The 20669-nt window shown below is 70.2% G+C and carries 20 protein-coding genes; 11 read left to right on the plus strand and 9 right to left on the minus strand.

What is annotated here, in order from left to right:
- The first annotated feature begins 1 nt into the window (after position 1).
- From SVTN_RS17725 to SVTN_RS17745, 5 genes are all read left to right on the plus strand, one after another.
- Entirely contained in the window at positions 2–193 is a 192-nt protein-coding gene (locus tag SVTN_RS17725) for a hypothetical protein (protein ID WP_041129976.1), read from the plus strand.
- On the plus strand, positions 190–1689 hold the full coding sequence (locus SVTN_RS17730) for an N-6 DNA methylase (RefSeq protein WP_041129977.1): 1500 nt from the start codon (positions 190–192) through the stop codon (positions 1687–1689). Before SVTN_RS17725 ends, SVTN_RS17730 begins: the two co-directional genes overlap by 4 nt.
- On the plus strand, positions 1689–3035 hold the full coding sequence (locus tag SVTN_RS17735) for a restriction endonuclease subunit S domain-containing protein (RefSeq protein ID WP_052499174.1): 1347 nt from the start codon (positions 1689–1691) through the stop codon (positions 3033–3035). Before SVTN_RS17730 ends, SVTN_RS17735 begins: the two co-directional genes overlap by 1 nt.
- A gap of 13 nt (positions 3036–3048) precedes the next feature.
- Positions 3049–4218, plus strand: a complete 1170-nt coding sequence (locus tag SVTN_RS17740; RefSeq protein WP_041129978.1) for a pyridoxal phosphate-dependent aminotransferase — start codon at positions 3049–3051, stop codon at positions 4216–4218.
- Between the two features lie 168 nt (positions 4219–4386).
- Positions 4387–5550 (plus strand): glycosyltransferase family protein, encoded by a 1164-nt coding sequence (locus SVTN_RS17745; protein WP_052499176.1) that lies wholly within the window; start codon positions 4387–4389, stop codon positions 5548–5550.
- A gap of 23 nt (positions 5551–5573) precedes the next feature.
- Here the strand turns inward: SVTN_RS17745 and SVTN_RS17750 are convergent, their stop codons facing one another.
- Both SVTN_RS17750 and clpB read right to left on the minus strand, forming a co-directional pair.
- Positions 5574–6110: a YbjN domain-containing protein gene (locus SVTN_RS17750; RefSeq protein ID WP_041129979.1), complete on the minus strand. Its 537-nt coding sequence runs from the start codon at positions 6108–6110 to the stop codon at positions 5574–5576.
- A gap of 176 nt (positions 6111–6286) precedes the next feature.
- Positions 6287–8881, minus strand: coding sequence for an ATP-dependent chaperone ClpB (gene clpB, locus SVTN_RS17755; protein ID WP_041129980.1), 2595 nt, complete (start codon positions 8879–8881; stop codon positions 6287–6289).
- A gap of 122 nt (positions 8882–9003) precedes the next feature.
- Between clpB and SVTN_RS17760 the strand changes: the two genes are divergently transcribed.
- Positions 9004–9408, plus strand: a complete 405-nt coding sequence (locus SVTN_RS17760) for a pyridoxamine 5'-phosphate oxidase family protein (RefSeq protein ID WP_041129981.1) — start codon at positions 9004–9006, stop codon at positions 9406–9408.
- Positions 9409–9522: 114 nt separating this feature from the next.
- Here the strand turns inward: SVTN_RS17760 and SVTN_RS17765 are convergent, their stop codons facing one another.
- Together SVTN_RS17765 and SVTN_RS17770 are read right to left on the minus strand one after the other, a co-directional pair.
- Positions 9523–9840, minus strand: a complete 318-nt coding sequence (locus SVTN_RS17765) for a Rieske (2Fe-2S) protein (protein WP_041129982.1) — start codon at positions 9838–9840, stop codon at positions 9523–9525.
- 8 nt (positions 9841–9848) lie between these two features.
- The gene (locus tag SVTN_RS17770; protein WP_041129983.1) at positions 9849–10064 is read right to left on the minus strand and encodes a hypothetical protein; all 216 of its coding nucleotides are present in this window, start codon (positions 10062–10064) and stop codon (positions 9849–9851) included.
- A gap of 133 nt (positions 10065–10197) precedes the next feature.
- Here SVTN_RS17770 and SVTN_RS17775 point away from each other — a divergent pair, with 133 nt between their 5' ends.
- On the plus strand, positions 10198–11178 hold the full coding sequence (locus SVTN_RS17775) for a helix-turn-helix transcriptional regulator (RefSeq protein ID WP_078908395.1): 981 nt from the start codon (positions 10198–10200) through the stop codon (positions 11176–11178).
- 97 nt (positions 11179–11275) lie between these two features.
- Here the strand turns inward: SVTN_RS17775 and SVTN_RS17780 are convergent, their stop codons facing one another.
- The 4 genes from SVTN_RS17780 to dnaK are packed head-to-tail and all read right to left on the minus strand — an operon-like array spanning position 11276 to position 15391.
- Positions 11276–11710: a heat shock protein transcriptional repressor HspR gene (locus SVTN_RS17780; RefSeq protein WP_041129984.1), complete on the minus strand. Its 435-nt coding sequence runs from the start codon at positions 11708–11710 to the stop codon at positions 11276–11278.
- 4 nt (positions 11711–11714) lie between these two features.
- Positions 11715–12881: a molecular chaperone DnaJ gene (gene dnaJ, locus SVTN_RS17785; protein ID WP_041129985.1), complete on the minus strand. Its 1167-nt coding sequence runs from the start codon at positions 12879–12881 to the stop codon at positions 11715–11717.
- A 33-nt stretch (positions 12882–12914) separates the two neighbouring features.
- On the minus strand, positions 12915–13562 hold the full coding sequence (gene grpE / locus SVTN_RS17790) for a nucleotide exchange factor GrpE (RefSeq protein WP_041129986.1): 648 nt from the start codon (positions 13560–13562) through the stop codon (positions 12915–12917).
- Complete coding sequence (gene dnaK, locus SVTN_RS17795) at positions 13559–15391, minus strand: molecular chaperone DnaK (RefSeq protein WP_041129987.1); 1833 nt, start codon at positions 15389–15391, stop codon at positions 13559–13561. Before dnaK ends, grpE begins: the two co-directional genes overlap by 4 nt.
- A 226-nt stretch (positions 15392–15617) precedes the next feature.
- Here dnaK and SVTN_RS17800 point away from each other — a divergent pair, with 226 nt between their 5' ends.
- The 4 genes from SVTN_RS17800 (at position 15618) to SVTN_RS17815 (ending at position 20047) form a co-directional block, all read left to right on the plus strand.
- Complete coding sequence (locus tag SVTN_RS17800) at positions 15618–16097, plus strand: sugar transferase (RefSeq protein ID WP_041129988.1); 480 nt, start codon at positions 15618–15620, stop codon at positions 16095–16097.
- A gap of 107 nt (positions 16098–16204) precedes the next feature.
- Positions 16205–18463 carry a (Fe-S)-binding protein gene (locus SVTN_RS17805; protein ID WP_041129989.1) on the plus strand — a complete coding sequence of 753 codons (2259 nt, stop codon included), beginning with the start codon at positions 16205–16207 and terminating at the stop codon, positions 18461–18463.
- 150 nt (positions 18464–18613) lie between these two features.
- Positions 18614–19561: a Yip1 family protein gene (locus SVTN_RS17810; protein WP_041129990.1), complete on the plus strand. Its 948-nt coding sequence runs from the start codon at positions 18614–18616 to the stop codon at positions 19559–19561.
- Between the two features lie 225 nt (positions 19562–19786).
- Complete coding sequence (locus SVTN_RS17815) at positions 19787–20047, plus strand: hypothetical protein (protein ID WP_041129991.1); 261 nt, start codon at positions 19787–19789, stop codon at positions 20045–20047.
- Between the two features lie 122 nt (positions 20048–20169).
- On the opposite strand, the gene SVTN_RS17820 is transcribed toward SVTN_RS17815, so the two are convergent.
- Complete coding sequence (locus tag SVTN_RS17820) at positions 20170–20667, minus strand: phosphoribosyltransferase (protein WP_024755952.1); 498 nt, start codon at positions 20665–20667, stop codon at positions 20170–20172.
- Positions 20668–20669 lie beyond the last annotated feature (2 nt).

Raw genomic sequence — 20669 nt, forward strand, 5'->3', positions numbered from 1 at the left:
CATGCAGCACAAGTCGATGTACGTGATCATCGCGGTCCTCATGGCACTGGTGGCCGCCCTCGCCGGCAGCCTCGTGGCTGTGGTCGACGGCGGGAAGCCCACGGTGGCGTTCAGGACCGGAGCGACGACCTTCGCCAGCGCTCTGACGCTCGTCCTCGGGGTCATGATCTGCCTGGGTGTGGTGGGCTCGTGAGCGACAGGGGAACCCACCGCGGAAGCGCGCGTACGGAGGACTCCGCCACACGCGAGGTCTACACGGAGGTGCGCGGTCACCGGGCACGCCTCTCCCGTCTGATGAACGCCCATGACGCGGCCCGTCTCGTCATCGGACTGCTCTACCTGAGCCGGACCCCGCACGCCGCTCCCGGGTCGAGCGTTCCCGCGTGGCCGTGGCTGCGGGGCCTGGCGGCGGACCGTGGTGCGCGACTCGGACCCGCTGTGAGCCGGTGCCTCGCCCATGGGCTCCCCGAGACCGGCGCCGGTCTCGACGACACGGGCACAAGAGGCGGGGTCCCCGCTCTTCCTCCCGGCGCCGACGATCCGCTCCGGGGTCTCATCCTGGCGATCAGCTCCGTCCGGAAGCCCGGAGCGCTGCTCGACCTGTGCCTGGCCGACCTCTCGGCCGAGCAGGCCCGCGGAAACCACTACTTCACGCCCGGCGACGTGGCCCGCCTCATGGTGGGCGCCGCCGCCCCGCAGGACGGGCACCGCCTGCTGGATCCCGTATGCGGTTCGGGCGGGCTGCTGGTCGAGAGTCACCGCTACGTCCAGGAACGCATCGGGCTGACCCCCGCCCTGACCCTGCGGGGCAAGGAGCAGCACGCCCCCACCTCACAGATCGCCCGCATGAACCTGGCCGTGCGGAGCATCGAGGCGCGCATCCTCCCTCCCGGGGACAGCCTCGCGGAGCCGGAGCGCGACCCCTACGACATCATCCTGGCCAACCTTCCCTTCAATCAGCACGACTGGACGCCGGAGGGCGAAAGGGGCAGGGGCAGCGGGCAGCGTCACCCCCTCCCCTCCGATCCCCGATGGCCGGAGGAGCCTCCGCCCAGGGGATCCGGCAACGCCGCATGGATCCAGCACATCGCGCACGCGCTCGCTCCGGCGGGCCGGGCGGCCTTTCTGATGGCGGACAGCGTGGCCAAGAGCCCCCAGCCCGCCACCCGAAGGCTGCGCGAGCGGCTGATGCGAGACGACCTCGTGGAGTGTGTGATCGCGCTGCCGCCCCGCGTGTTCGGCCACACCGATGCCACCGCCTGCCTCTGGGTGCTGAACAAGGACAAGCGCGCACGACGCGACTGGGGCACTGTCGACCGCCGGGGGCACGTGCTGTTCATCAACGCGCGGCGGGCCTTCGAGCGTGTCGCCAGGTCGAGCGCACGGCGGCTGGGCGACACACACTCCGAGCGGATCCTGGACACCCTGGCGGCTTGGCGTGGCACCGTGGCGGACGCTGACGCGACCGTGCCCTACCTCGACGAGCCCGGCTGGTCCCGCAGCTGCACGACGGAGGAGATCGCCCGGCGCCGGCACGAACTCATGCCCACCTCGTACGCCGCGGCTTCCCCCGGTCTCGAACACGACACGCTGAGCCGGATCGACCGGCTCAAGCACGAACTGGTCGAGAAGCTCAGCCGCGGGCACGAACTCGAGTCGCGGCTCCTGGACGTACTGGAGGAGATCTGATGGCCCCGGAGCCCCACAGCGACCGCATCAACACCATGGCCTCGGCGCCCCACAGCGACCGCATCAGCACCGAGGCATGGCAGGCGACCACCCTCGCCGCATTCCCTCCGAAGGACGTCTTCACCACGTCCGGCGTCCTCGACGACGACGCGCCCGAACAGGCGGGCATCGTGAGCTCGACGCACGTCCGGGACGGAAGGATCCAGTCACCTCGAACCGGCGGGCGTGGCCCGGGGGGCGGTCCCCCCACCCGGGCGACCCTCGAGGAAGGCGATCTGGCCGTCGTACTCGTGAGGCGGACGGGCGACACGGCGGTCGTGACCGCCGAGTACGCGGGATGGACCGCGACCAGGTCGATCGGCATCATCCGCGCGGCCCCGCACCTCGTGAGATGGCTTCGCATCTGGCTGCAGACGCCCACGGCGAAGGCCCGGATCGACGAGGACGTGACGGCACACGTCGAGCCCACCGTGAGCCTGGACACGCTCCGCCACATGCGGTTCCCGCTCCCTCCGCCGGACGTGATCGCCACGTACCACCGGGCCTTCGGCCTCCTGGAGGAGTTGATCGCCCTCCGCGGGGAGGCCGCGCGCAGCGCGGTGGAGCTGGCCGACGCGATCCACGACGACTGGTCCTCCACGACCGCGGCATGGGGGACGCGGCCGCTTCGCGAAGTCGCCAGGGCGAAGACGGGTACGGGTTCCGCGCGTTCGCTCGCCCCTCGTGCGGAGGGGCCCGGCGTCGACGCGATCACCCCGACCGACCTCTTCGGCCTCACGGTGCCCCATGTGGAGCGGTTCCGCCTGCGCGGCCCGGCGGATGCCCCGGGGACGTGGCCGCCCGGCACCTTCATGCTGAGCACCCGCCCCGACGGCGCGCACATCGCGGTGACGCAGCACCCGGCGACACCCACCAGAGGTGTCGTGGCGGTGCGGCCCGTGGACGACGCGGACTGCTGGTGGCTGCTCCACGAGCTGAGGAGCCGGAGCGGCGACATCCTGCGGGAGGCCCAGGGACGGAACGCCCGGGAGATCTCCGCACGAGCCCTCTCCCGTCTGGACGTCACCTGGCCCGACTCCGCCACCCGCGCCGACTTCCACGCCGTGGCCGACCCGCTGCACGCCGTCGCGCGACAGCTGGTCTCCGAGGTCGTGACCCTGCACGACCTGAAGGACGCGCTCCTGCGCGACATCTCTGCGAAGGCCGGTGCCGTCCTGGAACGGGATCCGGAGCCGGACGACATGCACCTGCGCCCCACTCGCGCCCCCGCGATCCCACAACCGCGCCGGGCGACGGACGGCCATGCGTCAGGATGGTCCCCGGAGCATCCATGGGGATCCGAGTGAGGACGGTGGAGACGTGAACGCCAGGCCGCTGCTGAACCGAAGGCTGGACGGACTCGGGACGACGATCTTCGCGGAGATGTCGGCGCTGGCGACCGCGACGGGCGCGATCAACCTGGGTCAGGGCTTCCCCGACACCGACGGCCCCGAGGAGATCCGTGAGGCCGCCGTCCGCGCCCTGCGCGAAGGGCGCGGCAACCAGTACCCGCCCGGCCCCGGCATCCCGGAACTGCGCGCCGCGATCTCCGACCACCAGCGCCGCTTCTACGACCTGAGCCTCGACCCGGACACCGAGGTCCTGGTCACCGCGGGCGCGACCGAGGCCATCGCCGCCACCCTGCTGGCCCTTCTGGAGCCGGGGGACGAAGTCATCGCCTTCGAGCCCTTCTACGACTCCTACGCCGCCTGCATCGCGATGGCCGGAGCGAAGCGCGTACCGCTCACGCTGCGCGCCCCGTCGTTCCGCCCGGACCTGGACGAGCTGCGGTCCAAGATCACCCCGCGGACCCGTCTCCTCCTCCTCAACACCCCGCACAACCCGACGGGGACGGTTCTCACCGCCGAAGAGCAGAGCGCCATCGCCGCGCTCGCCGTCGAGCACGACCTGCTCGTCGTCACGGACGAGGTGTACGAACATCTGGCGTTCGACGACGCCGTGCACGTCCCGATCGCCACGTTCCCCGGCATGCGCGAGCGCACCGTCTCCATCTCGTCCGCCGGCAAGACCTTCTCCTTCACCGGATGGAAGGTGGGCTGGGCCATGGCGGCCGCCCCGCTCATCGCCGCCGTCCGCACCGCGAAGCAGTACCTGACGTACGTCAGCGCAGGCCCCTTCCAGTACGCGATCGCCGAGGCGCTCCGCCTGCCGGACGCGTACTTCGACGGTTTCCGCGCCGACCTGCGGCGCAAGCGCGACCTGCTCGGCGACGGCCTGCGCGCGGCCGGGTTCGACGTCCATCAGCCCCAGGGCACGTACTTCATCACCACCGACATCACCCCCTTCGGCGAGAAGGACGCCTACGCCTTCTGCCGCACCCTCCCCGAACGCTGCGGCGTCGTCGCCATCCCCAACTCCGTCTTCTACGACGATCCCGAAGCCGGCCGCAGCCAGGTCCGCTTCACCTTCTGCAAGCAGGACGACGTCCTCCAGGAGGCGGCCGGCCGGCTGCTTCGCCTGGCGTCCTGACCCCACGGGTCAGGACGCCAGGCCCACGGGACGTTCACCCGGATGGGGGTGCGTCCGCGCGCGCCCGCCGGGTGCCGGGCCGATCGTCGGGTAGACCGATTAACCGGGTAATGATCGGTTTCCCTCGCCCGGAGGTGCACCCTGTCCGCCGAGACCCTCGACCGCCCGGTGCCCCCGGCCGCGGTCCGGAGCGGCCCCCGTGACCGCCCGGCGCCCCGGAGCGCGCTGCGCCGGGCGGTGCCCGCGCTCGGGCTCTTCGCCGCCGCCCGGCTCACCGGTCTGCTCGTCCTCACCCTGTGGGCCCGGCACTCCGGCCGCTCGCCCCGGGCGCTCCTCGCGACCTCCTGGGACTCCGGGTGGTACGCCGGGATCGCCGCGCACGGCTACGGGCGCGTCCTCCACGGCGCCCACGGCATGGTCCTGAACGACCTGGCCTTCTTCCCGCTCTACCCGGCGCTCGTGCGGGCCGTGACCACCGTCCTCCCCGTCACCGGGGGCACCGCCGGGCTGCTGCTCTCCTGGACGGCCGCCGGGGCCGCCGCCTGGGGCGTCTACCTCGTCGGGGAGCGGCTGCGCGGGCGCAGGACCGCCACCGTGCTCGTCCTCCTGTGGGGCCTGCTGCCGCACTCGGTCGTGCTGACCATGGCGTACACGGAGCCGGTGATGACCGCGTTCGCCGCCTGGGCGCTGTACGCGCTGCTCACCCGGCGCTGGCCGGCGGCGGCCGTCCTCGCGAGCCTCGCCGGGCTCACCCGGCCGAACGGGGTCGCGGTCGCCGCCGCCGTCCTGGCCGCCGTCGTGGGCGAGCTGTGGCGGACCCGCGGCCGGTCGGGGCCGCGCGTCTGGGCGGCGGGCCTGCTCGCGCCGGCGGGCTGGCTCTCGTACGTGCTCTGGGTGGGCGTCCGGAGAAACGATCCGCTCGGCGGCTACTTCGCCGTGCAGTCCGGCTGGACCTCCCGCTTCGACCTCGGCAGGGGGTCCCTCGTCTTCGTACGGGACATGCTCGGCGGCCCCACGCAGTTCGGGTTCGCGATGGCACTGCTCATCACCGGCGCGGCGGTCCTGCTCTTCGCGCTCCTCGTGTGCGGGGAACGGCTGCCGCTGCCCGTCCTCGCCTACACGACGGTGCTCGTGGTCATCGCCGTCGGCGGCTCGGGCTTCTTCGAGTCGAAACCGCGCTTCCTGCTGCCGGCCTTCCCGCTGCTGCTGCCGCTCGCGGCGGCACTGACGAAAGCCCGGCCGAGGGCCGCGATCCTGGTGGTCGCGGCCCTGGCCGGGCTGTCGTGCTGCTACGGGGCGTACGCCCTGACGCTCGCGCGCATGGCGATCTGAGCCGCCAGGGGCACGGGGAGGGCTTACGCCTCCTCGTCGCCCGCGGCCTTCTCCTCGGGGGACTCAAGGCCGAACTGCTCGACGATCCACTTGTCGAACTCGATGGAGGCGCGGACCCAGCTGACCGTGGAGGACACGAAGTGCTCCAGGGCGACGCCGGTGCCGATCAGCATCTGCGCCTCGCCGATGAGGCGGAGGGTGGCGGAGCCGTCCTCCTCCTCGTGCAGGTGCGTGTACACCTTGGGCCACAGGGTGCGGCGGTTCCAGTCGTCGATCGCGTCGAGGATCCTCGCGCGGTCGTCGGCGGCGTGCGGGCGGTCGTAGAACGTCCGCACCGAGAAGACCTGCTGCTCGCCCTCGCCGCGGAACATGAAGTACGTGCGGAACTCCTCCCACGGCGCCGCGAGGTCACCCTCGTCGTCGACGACGTACTTGAGTTCCATCTGCTCGAGGAGCTGCTTGACGAGGTCCTGGTCGGGGACGACGGGGCCCGCCGGTCCTGCGGCCTGAGGCTGGGGCTGGCCCCCGAAATTCGGAATCGAGGACGGGTCGATGCTCACCGTTATTTCCCTTCGTACGGATGCTCGCCATCCTCCCCCATGCCGGGCGGTACGTGGCAAGCCCCGCCGGACCGGAAACGGCGAGATCCGCTGCCGGCGGACACGATCCCGCGCGCCCCGGCCGTACGAGGACGGGGACGGGGGCGGCGGGACCGCCCTCGTCCCCCTCATGTCCTTCAGCGTGTCGCCGCCCCGACGATCAGCCCGTCCTCGAAGCGGTCCACCCGGACCGTGTCGCCGTCCACGACCTCGCCCGCGAGGATCTCCTTGGCGAGCCGGTCGCCGATCGCCGTCTGGATCAGGCGGCGCAGCGGCCGGGCGCCGTACGCGGGGTCGTTGCCCTCCTCGGCGAGCCACTCCAGGGCCTCCGGGGTGACGTCCAGGGTGAGGCGCCGCTCGGCGAGGCGCTTCGCGAGCCGGTCGATCTGGAGCTGCGCGATCCGGCTCAGCTCGGTCCGGTCGAGCGCCGAGAAGACGACCAGGTCGTCGAGCCGGTTGAGGAACTCGGGCTTGAAGCTCGCCCGCACGACCTCCAGGACCTGCTGCTTCTTCACGTCCTCCGAGGTCAGCGGCTCGACCAGGAACTGGCTGCCCAGGTTCGACGTGAGGATCAGGATCGTGTTGCGGAAGTCGACCGTGCGGCCCTGGCCGTCCGTGAGGCGGCCGTCGTCGAGGACCTGGAGCAGGACGTCGAAGACCTCCGGGTGCGCCTTCTCCACCTCGTCGAGCAGGACCACGCTGTACGGGCGGCGGCGGACCGCCTCCGTGAGCTGGCCGCCCTCCTCGTAGCCGACGTAGCCGGGGGGCGCGCCGACCAGACGGGCGACGGAGTGCTTCTCGCCGTACTCCGACATGTCGATGCGGACCATGGCCCGCTCGTCGTCGAAGAGGAAGTCCGCGAGCGCCTTCGCCAGCTCGGTCTTGCCGACGCCGGTCGGGCCGAGGAAGAGGAAGGAGCCGGTGGGCCGGTCGGGGTCGGCGATCCCGGCGCGGGTGCGGCGCACCGCGTCGGAGACGGCCTGCACGGCCTCGGACTGGCCGATGAGCCGCTTGCCGAGCTCGGCCTCCATGCGGAGGAGCTTCTGCGTCTCGCCCTCCAGGAGGCGTCCGGCGGGGATGCCGGTCCAGGAGCCGACCACGTCCGCGATGTCGTCGGGGCCGACCTCCTCCTTGACCATCGTGTCCTTCGAGGCCTCCTGCTGGGCCTCCGCCTCGGTGGCGGCCTCCAGCTCCCGCTCCAGGCCGGGGATCTCCCCGTACAGCAGCTTGGAGGCGGTGTCGAAGTCGCCGTCGCGCTGCGCGCGCTCGGCGCGGCCGCGGGTCTCGTCGAGGCGCTCCTTCAGCTCGCCGACCCGGTTGAGGGACTGCTTCTCCTTCTCCCAGCGGGCGGTCAGGCCGCGCAGCTCCTCCTCGCGGTCGGCGAGGTCGCGCCGCAGCTTCTCCAGGCGCTGCTTGCTCGCCGCGTCCGTCTCGTTCTTCAGGGCCAGCTCCTCCATGCGGAGCCGGTCCACGGAGCGCTGGAGCTCGTCGATCTCGACGGGCGAGGAGTCGATCTCCATGCGGAGCCGGGAGGCGGCCTCGTCGACGAGGTCGATGGCCTTGTCGGGGAGGAAGCGGGAGGTGATGTACCGGTCGGAGAGGGTCGCGGCGGCCACCAGCGCGGAGTCGTTGATCTGCACCTTGTGGTGGGCCTCGTACCGGCCCTTGAGGCCGCGGAGGATCGCGATGGTGTCCTCGACGGTCGGCTCGGCGACCAGGACCTGCTGGAAGCGGCGCTCCAGGGCGGGGTCCTTCTCGATCCGCTCGCGGTACTCGTCGAGGGTGGTCGCGCCGACCATCCGCAGCTCGCCGCGGGCCAGCATCGGCTTGAGCATGTTGCCGGCGTCCATGGCGGAGTCGCCGCCGGCGCCCGCGCCGACGACCGTGTGCAGCTCGTCGATGAAGGTGATGATCTGGCCGTCGCTCTCCTTGATCTCGGAGAGGACGGTCTTCAGGCGCTCCTCGAACTCGCCGCGGTACTTCGCGCCGGCGACCATCGCGCCGAGGTCGAGCGAGACCAGCCGCTTGTTCTTCAGGGACTCGGGGACGTCGCCCTTCACGATCCGCTGGGCGAGGCCCTCGACGACGGCGGTCTTGCCGACGCCGGGCTCGCCGATGAGGACCGGGTTGTTCTTGGTGCGGCGGGACAGCACCTGGACGACGCGCCGGATCTCGTGGTCGCGGCCGATGACCGGGTCCAGCTTGCCCTCGCGCGCGGCGGCGGTGAAGTCCGTGCCGAACTTCTCCAGCGCCTTGTACTGCCCCTCCGGGTCGGGTGTGGTCACCCGGCGTCCTCCCCTGCTCTTCTCGAACGCGTCGAGCAGCTTCGATGCGCTCGCGCCCTGCGCGTCGAGGATCTCACCGGCCCGGCCGCCCTTGGCGGCGATGCCGATGAGGAGGTGCTCGGTGGACAGGTAGTCGTCGCCGAGCTCCTTGGCCCGCTGGTCGGCGTCGGCGAGGACGGCGAGGAACTCGCGGTTGGGCTGCGGCGGCGCGACCGTGGACCCCGTGATGCTCGGCAGGGAGGCGAGCAGCCGCTCCGCGCCGGCCCGGACGGCGGCCTGGTCGGCGTCGACGGCGGCGAGCAGGTCGATGACGTTGTCGTTGTCCTGACCCGTCAGCAGCGCGAGCAGCAGGTGGGCGGGGGTCAGGTCGGCGTGCCCCTCGGACACGGCGCGGCTGCTCGCCGCGTTGATCGCGTCCCGGCTCCGGTTGGTCAGTTCGGCGTCCACGTGCGGTGCTCCTCCTGGATTCTCGTGGGTCCTCTCCTTCTATGACTTCTCCAGGGTACACAAAGTTGAGTCGATCCCGCTCAAGGTATCGGAGGGAGTCCCGCCCCGGGTAGTTTCCGGGCATGGCCACAGACCCGAGGAACCCCTCCGACTCGTACCTGAGCTTCTGGCGCGAGTACCACATGTGCACCCTGACCACCCCGCGCCCGGACGGCACGCCGCACGTCGTCGCGGTCGGCGTCACGTACGACCCCGAGGGCGGGTACGCGCGCGTGATCACCAACAAGAACAGCCGGAAGGTCGCCAACGTCCTGGCGGCGGGCGCGGACGGCGCGCGGGTCGCGGTCTGCCAGGTCGACAAGGGGCGCTGGGCCACCCTGGAGGGTGTCGCCCGCATCCGTACGGAGGCGGAGACGGTCGCGGACGCCGTCGCCCGCTACGCCGAGCGCTACGGCCGCACGCCGTCGCCGAACCCGGACCGGGTCGTCATCGAGATCGCCCTCACCCGGGCGATGGGCCGCGCCTGACACCCGCCGGCCGCGGACATGGGAACGCACAGCGGCGCCATCGCGTTTCAGGTCCGCGATGGCGCCGCTGTGTGGGGGAAGTGCCGGAGCGATCTACAACGACGGGGGAATCGCTCAGGCACTGCGGGGGGTGGCGGTGATGGCCTCTGGCTCGATCAGCTGGTGGTCGCGCTGGTCGAGGTTGACGAAGATCATGCCGTACCGGATGGCACAGCGGATGGGCTGCGGAGCGCCTCGGGGACGGCGCAGACAGCGGTACGCGCGGACGTCTTCGTCCTGTTCGCGGGCGACGACGATCGGCTCTCCGAAGAGCGTGACCTTCAGCGAGTCACCACGGTGGGGGATGGCCGTGGCGAGATCGACGAAGTGCCAACCGGAGCGATAGGCCGAGGCCATCTCCCGACGGAACCTGGGGTCATCGGGAACATTCATGCGCCCGACTAGCTCCAGCCGGGGTCCTGCGCCGGAGCCACGCTCCAGCCCGGGTCGCCGGGCAGCAGGGAGGCCGCGGTCAGGTGCCAGCCCGGGTCGAGCGGAGCGGCCTGGACCTGCGCCGGCTCCGAGCTCCAGCCCGGGTCGAGCACAATTCCCGCACCCACCGTGGCAGCCGCGATGAAGGCGACTCCGGCCGCCGCACGTATGAGCTTCTTCATCATCACCGAGCAACCTCACTTGAAGGCAACGTCTGGATTCCAACCCCCGCGAGTAAGACGATGGCTTACTCTCTGCGCCCGCACCACCAAACCCAGGCATCATGTTCCTGAGATGCAGGAGCCTGGGGGTGTACATATGCGGAAACAAGCGGACCAAACAGGTCACCCTCATTCGCATGCCGAACTGTGCGAAGCGGGCTCCGAGCTGTACGCGGCCGCTCTGCGGACCGGGCGAATACCCCGGTCAGAAGCGGTCGAGGCGCCGTGCCTCCTCGACCTCTCCCTGCTCCACCCCGACCCGGACGACGCGCAGTGGCTGCGCCCGGTGCCCCCCTCCGCGGCCCTCGCCCAGCTGCTCCAGCCCATCGAACGGGAGATACTCGACCGCCGGCGGCGCACCGTCGCCCTGTCGGACGCTTTCGAGCCGTTCATGGCCATCAGCGCCCACGACTCCCCCACCACACACGCCATCACCGTCCTCGAGGGCATCGACCGCATCAACTCGACCCTCGACCGCGTCGTGGCCAACTGCCGCAGCGAACTCCTCACCGTGCAGCCGGGCGGCGGTCGCCCCGCGCAGGCCCTCAGCGAGGCCCTGGACCGCGTCTCCCCGCTCCTCGGCCGCGGCATCAGCATGCGCACGCTCTACCAGCACACCGCGCGCCACACCGAGCTCACCCTGACCTATCTGGAGCACGTCGGCCCCGAGGTCCAGGTCCGCACCCTCGAAGAGATCATCGACCGGCTGATCATCGTCGACCGCGAGGTCGCCTTCATCCCGGCCCGCAGCGACCGCCAGGTCGCCCTGGAGCTGCGCCACCCGGGCCTGGTCGCCTACCTCGGCGGCGTCTTCGACCAGTTCTGGCAGCTGGCGGTGCCGATACGGGAGGAGATCCCGTACGACGTGAAGACCGACGGCATCGGCGGCGTCCAGCGCTCCATCGCCAAGCTCCTCGTCGAGGGCCACGTCGACGAGGCCATCGCCCGCCGGCTCGGGATGAACGTGCGGACCTGCCGGGCGCACATCGCCAAGCTCGCCGCCGCCCTCGGCAGCGGGAGCCGGGCGCAGCTCGGCTATCTGATCGCCCAGTCCGGAATCCTCGAACGGGACAGCTGAAGAAACGGCGAAGAAGCGGCAGAGGCCCCCTCCACCGACGGTGGAGGGGGCCTCATGGCCTCTGTATCTCTGTACCTCTGTACCTCTGTACGAGGAGCTACTCGCCGCGCTTCGGGCGCCACACCACGAGCGCGCTCGCCTGCTGCACGTCGGTGTACGGCACCAGGTCCCGGCGGTACGAGGCGTGCACCTGGGCCTCGCGCTGGCGCATCGTCGCCGCCGCGCCCTCGACCGCCGCCGACAGTTCGGACACCCGTGCCTGAAGCGCCGCGACCTGGTTCTCCAGTTCGATGATCCGCTTGATTCCGGCCAGGTTGATGCCCTCGTCCTGCGACAGCTGCTGCACCTGGCGGAGCAGCTCGATGTCACGGGCCGAGTAGCGGCGGCCCCGTCCGGCCGTGCGGTCCGGGGAGACCAGGCCGAGGCGGTCGTACTGACGCAGGGTCTGCGGGTGCAGACCGGAGAGCTGGGCCGCCACCGAGATGACGTACACCGGCGACTCGTCGGTCAGTTCGTACGGATTGCGTCTCACCGGGTCACGCTCCCTTCGCGGCCTGGAACAGCTCGGCCCGCGGGTCCTCGGAGGCGGTCGCCTCGCGGAAGGTCTCCAGGGCCTCACGTGCCTTGTCGTCCAGCTCCTTCGGCACCGCCACCTCGACCGTCACGAGGAGGTCGCCGCGCGTGCCGTCCTTGCGGACCGCGCCCTTGCCCCGGGCGCGCATGGTCCGGCCGTTCGGGGTGCCCGCGGGCAGCTTGAGGGTGACCGCGGGGCCGCCGAGGGTCGGCACCTTGATCTCGCCGCCGAGCGCCGCCTCCGTGAAGGAGACCGGCACCGTGACGGTGAGGTTGTCGTCCCTGCGGCCGAAGACCGGGTGCTCGTCGACGTGCACGACGACGTACAGGTCGCCGTTCTGCCCGCCGCGCTCGCCCGGCGCCCCCTTGCCGCGGAGACGGATCTTCTGGTTGTCGCTGACGCCCGCCGGGATGCGGACCTGCATGGTGCGGGAGGACTTGGCCCGCCCGCTGCCCTTGCAGACCTCGCAGGGGTTCTCGGCGATGAGGCCGCGGCCCTTGCAGTCCACGCAGGGGTCGGTGAGCGAGAAGCCGCCGCCGCTGCCGCGCGAGACCTGCCCGGTGCCGACGCAGGTCGGGCACACCCGGGGGGTGCCGTTCTTGTCGCCGGTGCCCGAGCACGCCGTGCACGGCTGCTGGCTGGACATCCGCAGCGGTACGGTCGCGCCCTCGATGGCCTCGGTGAAGCTGAGCGTCACCTCGGACTCGATGTCCTGGCCGCGCCGCGGCTGGGTGCGGGTGGCGCCCCCGCCGCGGTTGAACAGGCCGCCGAAGACGTCCCCGATCCCGCCGCCGCCGAAGCCGCCGGCCCCGCCCTGGGCGCCTCCGAAGAGGTCGCCCAGGTCGAAGTTGAACGAGCCGCCGCCGGGGCCGCCGGCCCGGAAGCCGCCGTTCCCGAAGAGGGCGCGGGCGTCGTCGTACTCCTTGCGCTTCTTGGGGTCGCCGAGGACGTCGTTCGCCTCGGAGATCTCCTTGAAGCGCGACTCGGCGCTCGCGTCACCCTTGTTGGCGTCCGGATGGTTCTCGCGGGCGAGCTTCCGGTACGCCTTCTTGATCTCGGCCTCGGTGGCGTCCTTGGGGACGCCGAGAACCTTGTAGTAGTCCTTCTCGACGAAGTCCTTCGTGCTCATCGACGTCCCTCCTCCCGCGCACGGGTACGGCTGTTACTCGCTGTCCTTCTCGGACTTGTCCGACTTGCCGGGGTCTTCCGACTCCTCGGCCTTCGCCTGCGCCCCGGGCTGGGGCTCGGCGACGGCCACGCGGGCGGGCCGGATGGTCCGCTCGCCGATCCGGTACCCCGGCTGCAGGATCGCCACGCAGGTCGTCTCGGTGACGTCCGGCGCGTACGAGTGCATCAGGGCCTCGTGGATCGTCGGGTCGAAGGGCTCGCCCTCCTTGCCGAACTGCTGCAGACCCATCTTGGCGACGACGGTCTCCAGCGATTCGGCCACCGACTTGAACCCGCCCACGAGCTCGCCGTGGTCCCGGGCCCGGCCGACGTCGTCGAGCACGGGAAGGAGCTCGGACAGGAGGCTCGCGACGGCGATCTCCTTGACCGTGACCCGGTCCCGCTCCACGCGGCGGCGGTAGTTCTGGTACTCGGCCTGGAGCCGCTGGAGGTCGCCCGTGCGCTCGGTGAGCGCGGTACGGGCCTGGTCCAGCTGCGCCAGCAGGGCTACGTCCGTAGCGTCCCCGGCCGGGGCCGTCGCGTCCTCCTCGGCGGAGTTCTCGACGGCCTCGGCGGCGTCGTCAGGGGTGGCGCCGGAGGGGACGTCGGGCTCCTCCTCGAAGCCCGGGGTCTCCTCGGTCACGCCTGGCCACCCTTCGGCTTCTCGTCGTCGACGATCTCGGCGTCGACGACGTCGTCGTCGGCCTTCGGGGCCTGACCGGCGTCGCCGCCGGCGGCCTGGGCGTCGGCGTACAGCGCCTGGCCGAGCTTCTGCGAGACGGCCGCGACCTTCTCGGTGGCGGTGCGGATCTCGGCGGTGTCCTCGCCCTTGAGCTTCTCCTTCAGCTCGACGAGCGCGGCCTCGACCTCGGCCTTGACGTCACCGGGGACCTTGTCCTCGTTGTCCTTGAGGAACTTCTCCGTCTGGTAGACGAGCTGCTCGCCCTGGTTGCGGGACTCGGCGGCCTCGCGGCGGCGGTGGTCCTCCTCCGCGTACTGCTCGGCCTCCTGGCGCATCCGGTCGACCTCGTCCTTCGGCAGCGAGGAGCCGCCGGTGACGGTCATCTTCTGCTCCTTGCCCGTGCCCAGGTCCTTCGCGGTCACGTGCATGATGCCGTTGGCGTCGATGTCGAAGGCGACCTCGATCTGCGGGACGCCACGCGGGGCCGGCGGCAGACCGGTCAGCTCGAACATGCCGAGCTTCTTGTTGTACGCCGCGATCTCGCGCTCGCCCTGGTAGACCTGGATCTGCACGGACGGCTGGTTGTCCTCGGCCGTCGTGAAGATCTCGGACCGCTTGGTCGGGATCGTGGTGTTGCGCTCGATGAGCTTGGTCATGATGCCGCCCTTGGTCTCGATGCCGAGGGACAGCGGGGTCACGTCGAGGAGCAGGACGTCCTTGACCTCACCCTTGAGGACACCGGCCTGGAGCGCGGCGCCGATGGCGACGACCTCGTCCGGGTTGACGCCCTTGTTGGCCTCCTGGCCGCCGGTCAGCTCCTTGACGAGCTCGGCGACGGCCGGCATGCGGGTCGAACCACCGACGAGAACGACGTGGTCGATCTCGGAGAGGTTGATGCCCGCGTCCTTGATGACGTTGTGGAACGGCACCTTGCAGCGCTCGAGCAGGTCCGAGGTGAGCTGCTGGAACTGGGCGCGCGTGAGCTTCTCGTCCAGGTGCAGCGGGCCCTCGGCGGAGGCCGTGATGTACGGCAGGTTGATGGAGGTCTCGGTCGAGGACGAGAGCTCGATCTTCGCCTTCTCCGCGGCCTCGCGGAGACGCTGGAGAGCCATCTTGTCCTTGGCCAGGTCCACGCCGTGACCGTTCTGGAACTGCGTCACCAGGTAGTCGACGACGCGCTGGTCCCAGTCGTCACCACCGAGGTGGTTGTCACCGTTGGTGGCCTTCACCTCGACGACGCCGTCGCCGATCTCCAGGAGGGACACGTCGAAGGTGCCGCCACCGAGGTCGAAGACGAGGATCGTCTGGTCGTCCTTGTCGAGGCCGTAGGCCAGGGCGGCCGCGGTCGGCTCGTTGACGATGCGCAGGACGTTGAGGCCCGCGATCTCACCGGCCTCCTTGGTGGCCTGACGCTCGGAGTCGTTGAAGTACGCCGGAACGGTGATGACCGCGTCGACGACCTTCTCGCCCAGGTACGCCTCGGCGTCGCGCTTGAGCTTCTGCAGGATGAAGGCGCTCATCTGCTGCGGGTTGAAGCTCTTGCCGTCGATGTCGATCTTCCAGTCGGTGCCCATGTGGCGCTTGACCGACCGGATGGTCCTGTCGACGTTGGTGACGGCCTGACGCTTGGCCACCTCGCCGACGAGCACCTCGCCGTTCTTCGCGAAGGCGACGACGGACGGCGTGGTCCTGGCGCCCTCGGCGTTGGTGATGACGGTGGGCTCGCCGCCTTCCAGAACGCTGACGACGGAGTTAGTCGTGCCCAGGTCGATGCCGACCGCACGTGCCATTTCGATTCCTCCAGCTGACTGACTTGAGTGGAACTGACTCAAGGATGCATGAGGAAGCGCATCCCGTCAACAGACCTGAGTGGAGGCGACTCAACTCTTCGCCAGCCGGTCCACTCAAAGGGCGTGCCGATCCCCCGTTTGACCTGGTTCGCATGAAAGGGTCCGGACATAGTCAGGACATATCCCGCATCCCTGTCCCAGGATCACCGCCGAAGGGTGTGAGCGCATGACGGCGAAGCGCGCGTTCGACGTGGCGGGCGGGCTCGTCCTGCTCCTCGCGCTCTCACCCCTGATCGCCTGGACCGCCCTCTCCGTCACCCTCGGCGGCAGCGGCGCGGTGCTGCGCCGCCGGACGGTGGCCGGTCTGGAGGGGCGGCCCTTCACGATGCTGACCTTCCGCACGAAGGGCCCGCTGGCCGCGCTGCCGCTGCTGCTGCACGTGGTCGTGGGCCGGATGTCGCTCGTCGGACCGTGCCCGCTGGCCCCGACCCACCGCGAGTGCGCGGGCGAGGGCCGCCGCCGGCTCTCCGTACGTCCGGGACTGACCGGACCGTGGCAGATCAGCGGCCGCTCGGAGCTGCCGTGGGAGGAGCGCGAACTGCTCGATCTCCACTATGTGGACCACCACTGGCTGGGGATGGATCTGCTGATCCTGGCGCGTACGCTTCCAGCAGTACGCAGACGTCGCGCGGCAAGGTTTGCCTGAGCGACACATATCACCGCGAGCGCCGCTACAGCGCGGCGCCGTGACCGGGTAATCTCAGCAGGAACTCAATAAGTTACCGCTTAGTAGGCCCGCCCGAGGAGCCCGTCATGCAACTCGCCGCGATCATCGTGTCGATCGCCATCACGGTGGTGGCCGTCGCGCTGTTCGGCCGCGCCATCGTGCAGATCTACCGCTTCGTGCGGCTCGGCCAGCCGGTACCCGCCGGCACGCGCACCGGAGACCCCAAGGCCCGCACCATCACGCTGGTCAAGGAGTTCCTCGGCCACACGCGCATGAACCGTTGGGGCATCGTCGGCTTCGCGCACTGGTTCGTCGCGGTGGGCTTCTTCTCGCTGCTCCTCACCATCGTGAACGCCTTCGGCCAGCTCTTCCAGGCCGACTGGCTGATCCCGATCATCGGCGACTGGCTGCCGTACGAGATCTTCACCGAGTTCCTCGGCCTCATGACGGTCCTCGGCATCGTGACGCTCATCGTCATCCGCCAGCTGAGCAAGCCGACCAAGGCGGGCCGCAAGTCCCGCTTTGCCGGATCCAAGACCGGCCAGGCGTACTTCGTCGAGGCCGTCATCCTGATCGTCGGCGTCTGCATCATGACGCTCCGCGCCCTCGAGGGCGTCCAGCACCACGTGACGGGCTGGGAGCCGGGCTTCTTCGCCTCGTACCCGCTGATCGCGCTGCTCGACGGCCTGGACCTGAGCACGATCCAGTACCTCACCTACTTCTTCGCGGCGCTGAAGATCGTCACGTCCTTCACCTGGATGATCACGGTCTCCCTCAACACCAACATGGGCGTCGCCTGGCACCGCTTCCTCGGCTTCCCGAACATCTGGTTCAAGCGCAACGCCGACGGCTCCACCGCCCTCGGCCCGCTGCAGCCGATGACGACGGCCGGCAAGGAGATCGACTGGGAGGACCCGGCCGAGGACGCCGTCTTCGGCGTCTCCCAGGTCGAGCAGTTCTCCTGGAAGGGCATCCTCGACTTCTCCACCTGCACCGAGTGCGGCCGCTGCCAGTCGCAGTGCCCCGCCTGGAACACGGGCAAGCCGCTCTCCCCCAAGCTCCTGATCATGTCCCTCCGGGACCACGCCCACGCCAAGGCGCCGTACCTGCTCGCGGGCGGCGGCAAGGACATGGAGGGCAACGAGAAGGCCACGGAGGAGCAGCTCAAGGACGTCCCCGCCGCCGCCCTCGCCGAGGCCGAGCGCCCCCTCATCGGCACCGCCGAGGAGAACGGCGTCATCGACCCCGACGTCCTGTGGTCCTGCACCACCTGCGGCGCCTGCGTCGAGCAGTGCCCGGTCGACATCGAGCACATCGACCACATCGTCGACATGCGCCGCTACCAGGTGATGATCGAGTCCGCGTTCCCGTCCGAGGCGGGCACGATGCTCAAGAACCTGGAGAAGAAGGGCAACCCCTGGGGCCTGGCGAAGAAGCAGCGCGTCGAGTGGACCAAGGAGGTCGACTTCGAGGTCCCGATCGTCGGCAAGGACGTCGAGGACCTCACCGAGGTCGACTACCTCTACTGGGTCGGCTGCGCCGGCGCCCTGGAGGACCGCGCCAAGAAGACGACGAAGGCCTTCGCCGAGCTGCTCCACATCGCGGGCGTCAAGTTCGCGATCATGGGCGGCGAGGAGAAGTGCACGGGTGACTCCCCGCGCCGCCTGGGCAACGAGCCGCTGTTCCAGCAGCTCGGCGCCGAGAACGTCGCCATGCTGAACATGGCGTTCGGCGAGGACGACGAGGACGAGTCGACGAAGAAGCCGAAGTCGGCGAAGAAGATCGTCTCGACCTGCCCGCACTGCTTCAACACCATCGCCAACGAGTACCCGCAGCTCGGCGGCGAGTACGAGGTCATCCACCACACCCAGCTGCTCCAGCACCTCATCGACGAGGGCAAGCTGATCCCGGTGACCCCGGTCGAGGGCCTCATCACCTACCACGACCCCTGCTACCTGGGCCGGCACAACAAGGTCTACACGCCGCCGCGCGAGATCATGTCCGCCGTCCCCGGCCTGCGCCAGCAGGAGATGCACCGCCACAAGGAGCGCGGCTTCTGCTGCGGCGCCGGTGGTGCCCGGATGTGGATGGAGGAGCGGATCGGCAAGCGCATCAACAACGAGCGCGTCGACGAGGCCCTGTCCCTCAACCCGGACATCGTCTCCACCGCCTGCCCGTTCTGCCTCGTCATGCTGACCGACTCGGTCAACGGCAAGAAGAACGAGGGCAAGGCCAAGGAGTCCGTCACGGTCGTGGACGTGGCCCAGCTGCTCCTGGACTCGGTGAAGACCCCGGTCGAGCCGGAGGAGGAGCCGGCGGCCGAGGAGCCGGAGCCGGCCGTCTGAACCCGGACCTGACGTGAGAGGGGCCGCCCCGCGCCGTGCGCGCGGGGCGGCCCCTTTTTCCTCCGGAGGCCCCCTAGGGGATGTCACAGGTCAGTGGCAAGGCCGGACCTGGGGAGCGCCCGCACGTCGAAAGCGGGTACGTTCGACGACGTGGCTGGATTCAGGAACGGACGCGGCCGGGACAACCGCCCCCCGCAGCACCCGCAACAACAACCGCAGCAGGCGCCGTACGGGCACAACGCGGCCCCGCCGCCGTACCCGCAGCAGCAGTGGCAGCAGCAGCAGCCGCAGGGGCAGCAGTACGGGCAGCAGGGGCGTCAGCAGCAGCACGGGTACGGCCAGCAGGGGCGTCGGCCCTACGGCCAGCAGGCGGGTCAGCAGTCCTACGGTCAGCAGGCGGGCCAGCAGCAGCCCTACGGGGAGCCGGAGTACTTCGGCGACCCCTACGGCGGCCAGCCGGGGCACCAGCAGCACGCGGCGGCGGCGAACAACCCGGGCCACACCCAGATGTTCAGCGTCGACGACCCGTACGCCCAGGGCGGCCCGGCGCCCGCCCCCGTACCGACGGGCCCCCGCCTCCCCTGGAAGCAGCTGCTCAGCGGCATCGTGCTCCGCCCTGCGGACACGTTCCTGCAGGCGCGGGACCACGCCGTCTGGGGCCCGGCGCTGATCGTCACGTTCCTCTACGGGGTCCTCGCGATCTTCGGCTTCGAGAAGGACGGCAAGGAGACGCTCGACCCGACGGTCTCGGCCGCCCTGATCACGGCCCTCGCCTTCGTGCTCGGCGGCCTGATCCTGGGCGCGGTGACCCACACCCTCGCGCGCCAGCTGGGCGGCGACGGCGCCTGGCAGCCCACGGTCGGCCTGTCGATGCTGATCATGTCGATCACGGACACGCCCCGCCTGGTCTTCGCGGCCTTCCTCGGCGCCGAGAACGGCCTGGTCCAGGTCCTCGGCTGGGCGACCTGGCTGGCGGCGGGCGCCCTGTTCACGGTGATGGTGAGCCGCTCGCACGACCTGCCGTGGCCGAAGGCGCTGGGCGCGTCGGCGATCCAGCTGGTGGCCCTGCTGAGCCTGATCAAGCTGGGCACGCTGTAGCGGTCCCGTACGAACCCGGAGGAGCCCCCGTCGCATGCGACGGGGGCTCCTCCTCTTGCTCCGCAAGTATCGGGTACCGGCCATGAATGACGGTAAGAAGCCATTCCGATCACCGCCCTCACCCATGGCGTTGACATGGTCGCAATCACGCAACCAAGATCGACCCCGCTCCACCGCACGGATCGATTCTCAAAGCATTCGAGCTCGACTCATCCGAGGGGTTCCATGTCCGGCAAGTTCTCTCGCATTGCGGTGTTCGCGGCCGCGCTCGCCGCTTTCGGAATACCGGGGGCTCTGTCGAGCACCGCTTCCGCCGCCACCACGTCGACCACGTCGCCCACGTCGACCACGTCGATGCACTTCATCGACTGGTACAGCTCCGAGACGGCGTGCAAGGGCGGCGGCGCGTACTACGTCCGCCACGGCTACTCGTCCTACTACTGCCTCCGCGAGTCCGCGGGCTGGGGCCTCTACGTCTGGGACTGAGTCTGGGACTGACCTTTCGGCCCACGGATGAAGGGGGCGACTCGCACGATGCCGGCGAGTCGCCCCCTTCTCCCTTTAACGCTTTCGCGCTTTCGCGCTTTCACGCTTTCGCGCAAAGACCGTCAGGCGTCGAGAACCTGACCCTCGCGCTTCACAACAGGCGGCTCGACCGACCAGGGGAAGTTGATCCACTCATCGGTCTTCTTCCACACGTACTCGCACTTCACGAGGGAGTGGGACTTCTCGTAGATGACCGCGGAGCGGACCTCGGCGACGTGGTCGACGCAGAAGTCGTGGACGAGCTTGAGCGTCTTGCCGGTGTCGGCGACGTCGTCGGTGATGAGCACCTTCTTGTCGCTGAAATCGATCGCGTCGGGCACGGGCGCCAGCATGACCGGCATCTCCAGCGTGGTCCCGACGCCCGTGTAGAACTCCACATTCACCAGGTGAATGTTCTTGCAGTCCAGGGCGTAGGCCAGACCGCCGGCGACGAAGACGCCGCCGCGGGCGATGGAGAGCACGATGTCGGGCTCGTAGCCGTCGTCGGCGATGGTCTGCGCCAGCTCGCGGACGGCGGTGCCGAAGCCCTCGTACGTCAGGTTCTCGCGTACTTCACTCATGC

It is taken from the genome of Streptomyces vietnamensis, from assembly GCF_000830005.1.
Taxonomy (GTDB): domain Bacteria; phylum Actinomycetota; class Actinomycetes; order Streptomycetales; family Streptomycetaceae; genus Streptomyces; species Streptomyces vietnamensis.

Coding starts and splice junctions, on each gene's coding strand:
- SVTN_RS17725 (WP_041129976.1), top strand. CDS start 2: ATGCAGCACAAGTCGATGTACGTGATCATCGCGGTCCTCATGGCACTG.
- SVTN_RS17735 (WP_052499174.1), top strand. CDS start 1,689: ATGGCCCCGGAGCCCCACAGCGACCGCATCAACACCATGGCCTCGGCG.
- SVTN_RS17760 (WP_041129981.1), top strand. CDS start 9,004: ATGGCCACAGACCCGAGGAACCCCTCCGACTCGTACCTGAGCTTCTGG.
- SVTN_RS17765 (WP_041129982.1), bottom strand. CDS start 9,840: ATGAATGTTCCCGATGACCCCAGGTTCCGTCGGGAGATGGCCTCGGCC.
- SVTN_RS17770 (WP_041129983.1), bottom strand. CDS start 10,064: ATGATGAAGAAGCTCATACGTGCGGCGGCCGGAGTCGCCTTCATCGCG.
- SVTN_RS17775 (WP_078908395.1), top strand. CDS start 10,198: ATGCGGAAACAAGCGGACCAAACAGGTCACCCTCATTCGCATGCCGAA.
- dnaJ (WP_041129985.1), bottom strand. CDS start 12,881: ATGAGCACGAAGGACTTCGTCGAGAAGGACTACTACAAGGTTCTCGGC.
- dnaK (WP_041129987.1), bottom strand. CDS start 15,391: ATGGCACGTGCGGTCGGCATCGACCTGGGCACGACTAACTCCGTCGTC.
- SVTN_RS17800 (WP_041129988.1), top strand. CDS start 15,618: ATGACGGCGAAGCGCGCGTTCGACGTGGCGGGCGGGCTCGTCCTGCTC.
- SVTN_RS17805 (WP_041129989.1), top strand. CDS start 16,205: ATGCAACTCGCCGCGATCATCGTGTCGATCGCCATCACGGTGGTGGCC.
- SVTN_RS17815 (WP_041129991.1), top strand. CDS start 19,787: ATGTCCGGCAAGTTCTCTCGCATTGCGGTGTTCGCGGCCGCGCTCGCC.
- SVTN_RS17820 (WP_024755952.1), bottom strand. CDS start 20,667: ATGAGTGAAGTACGCGAGAACCTGACGTACGAGGGCTTCGGCACCGCC.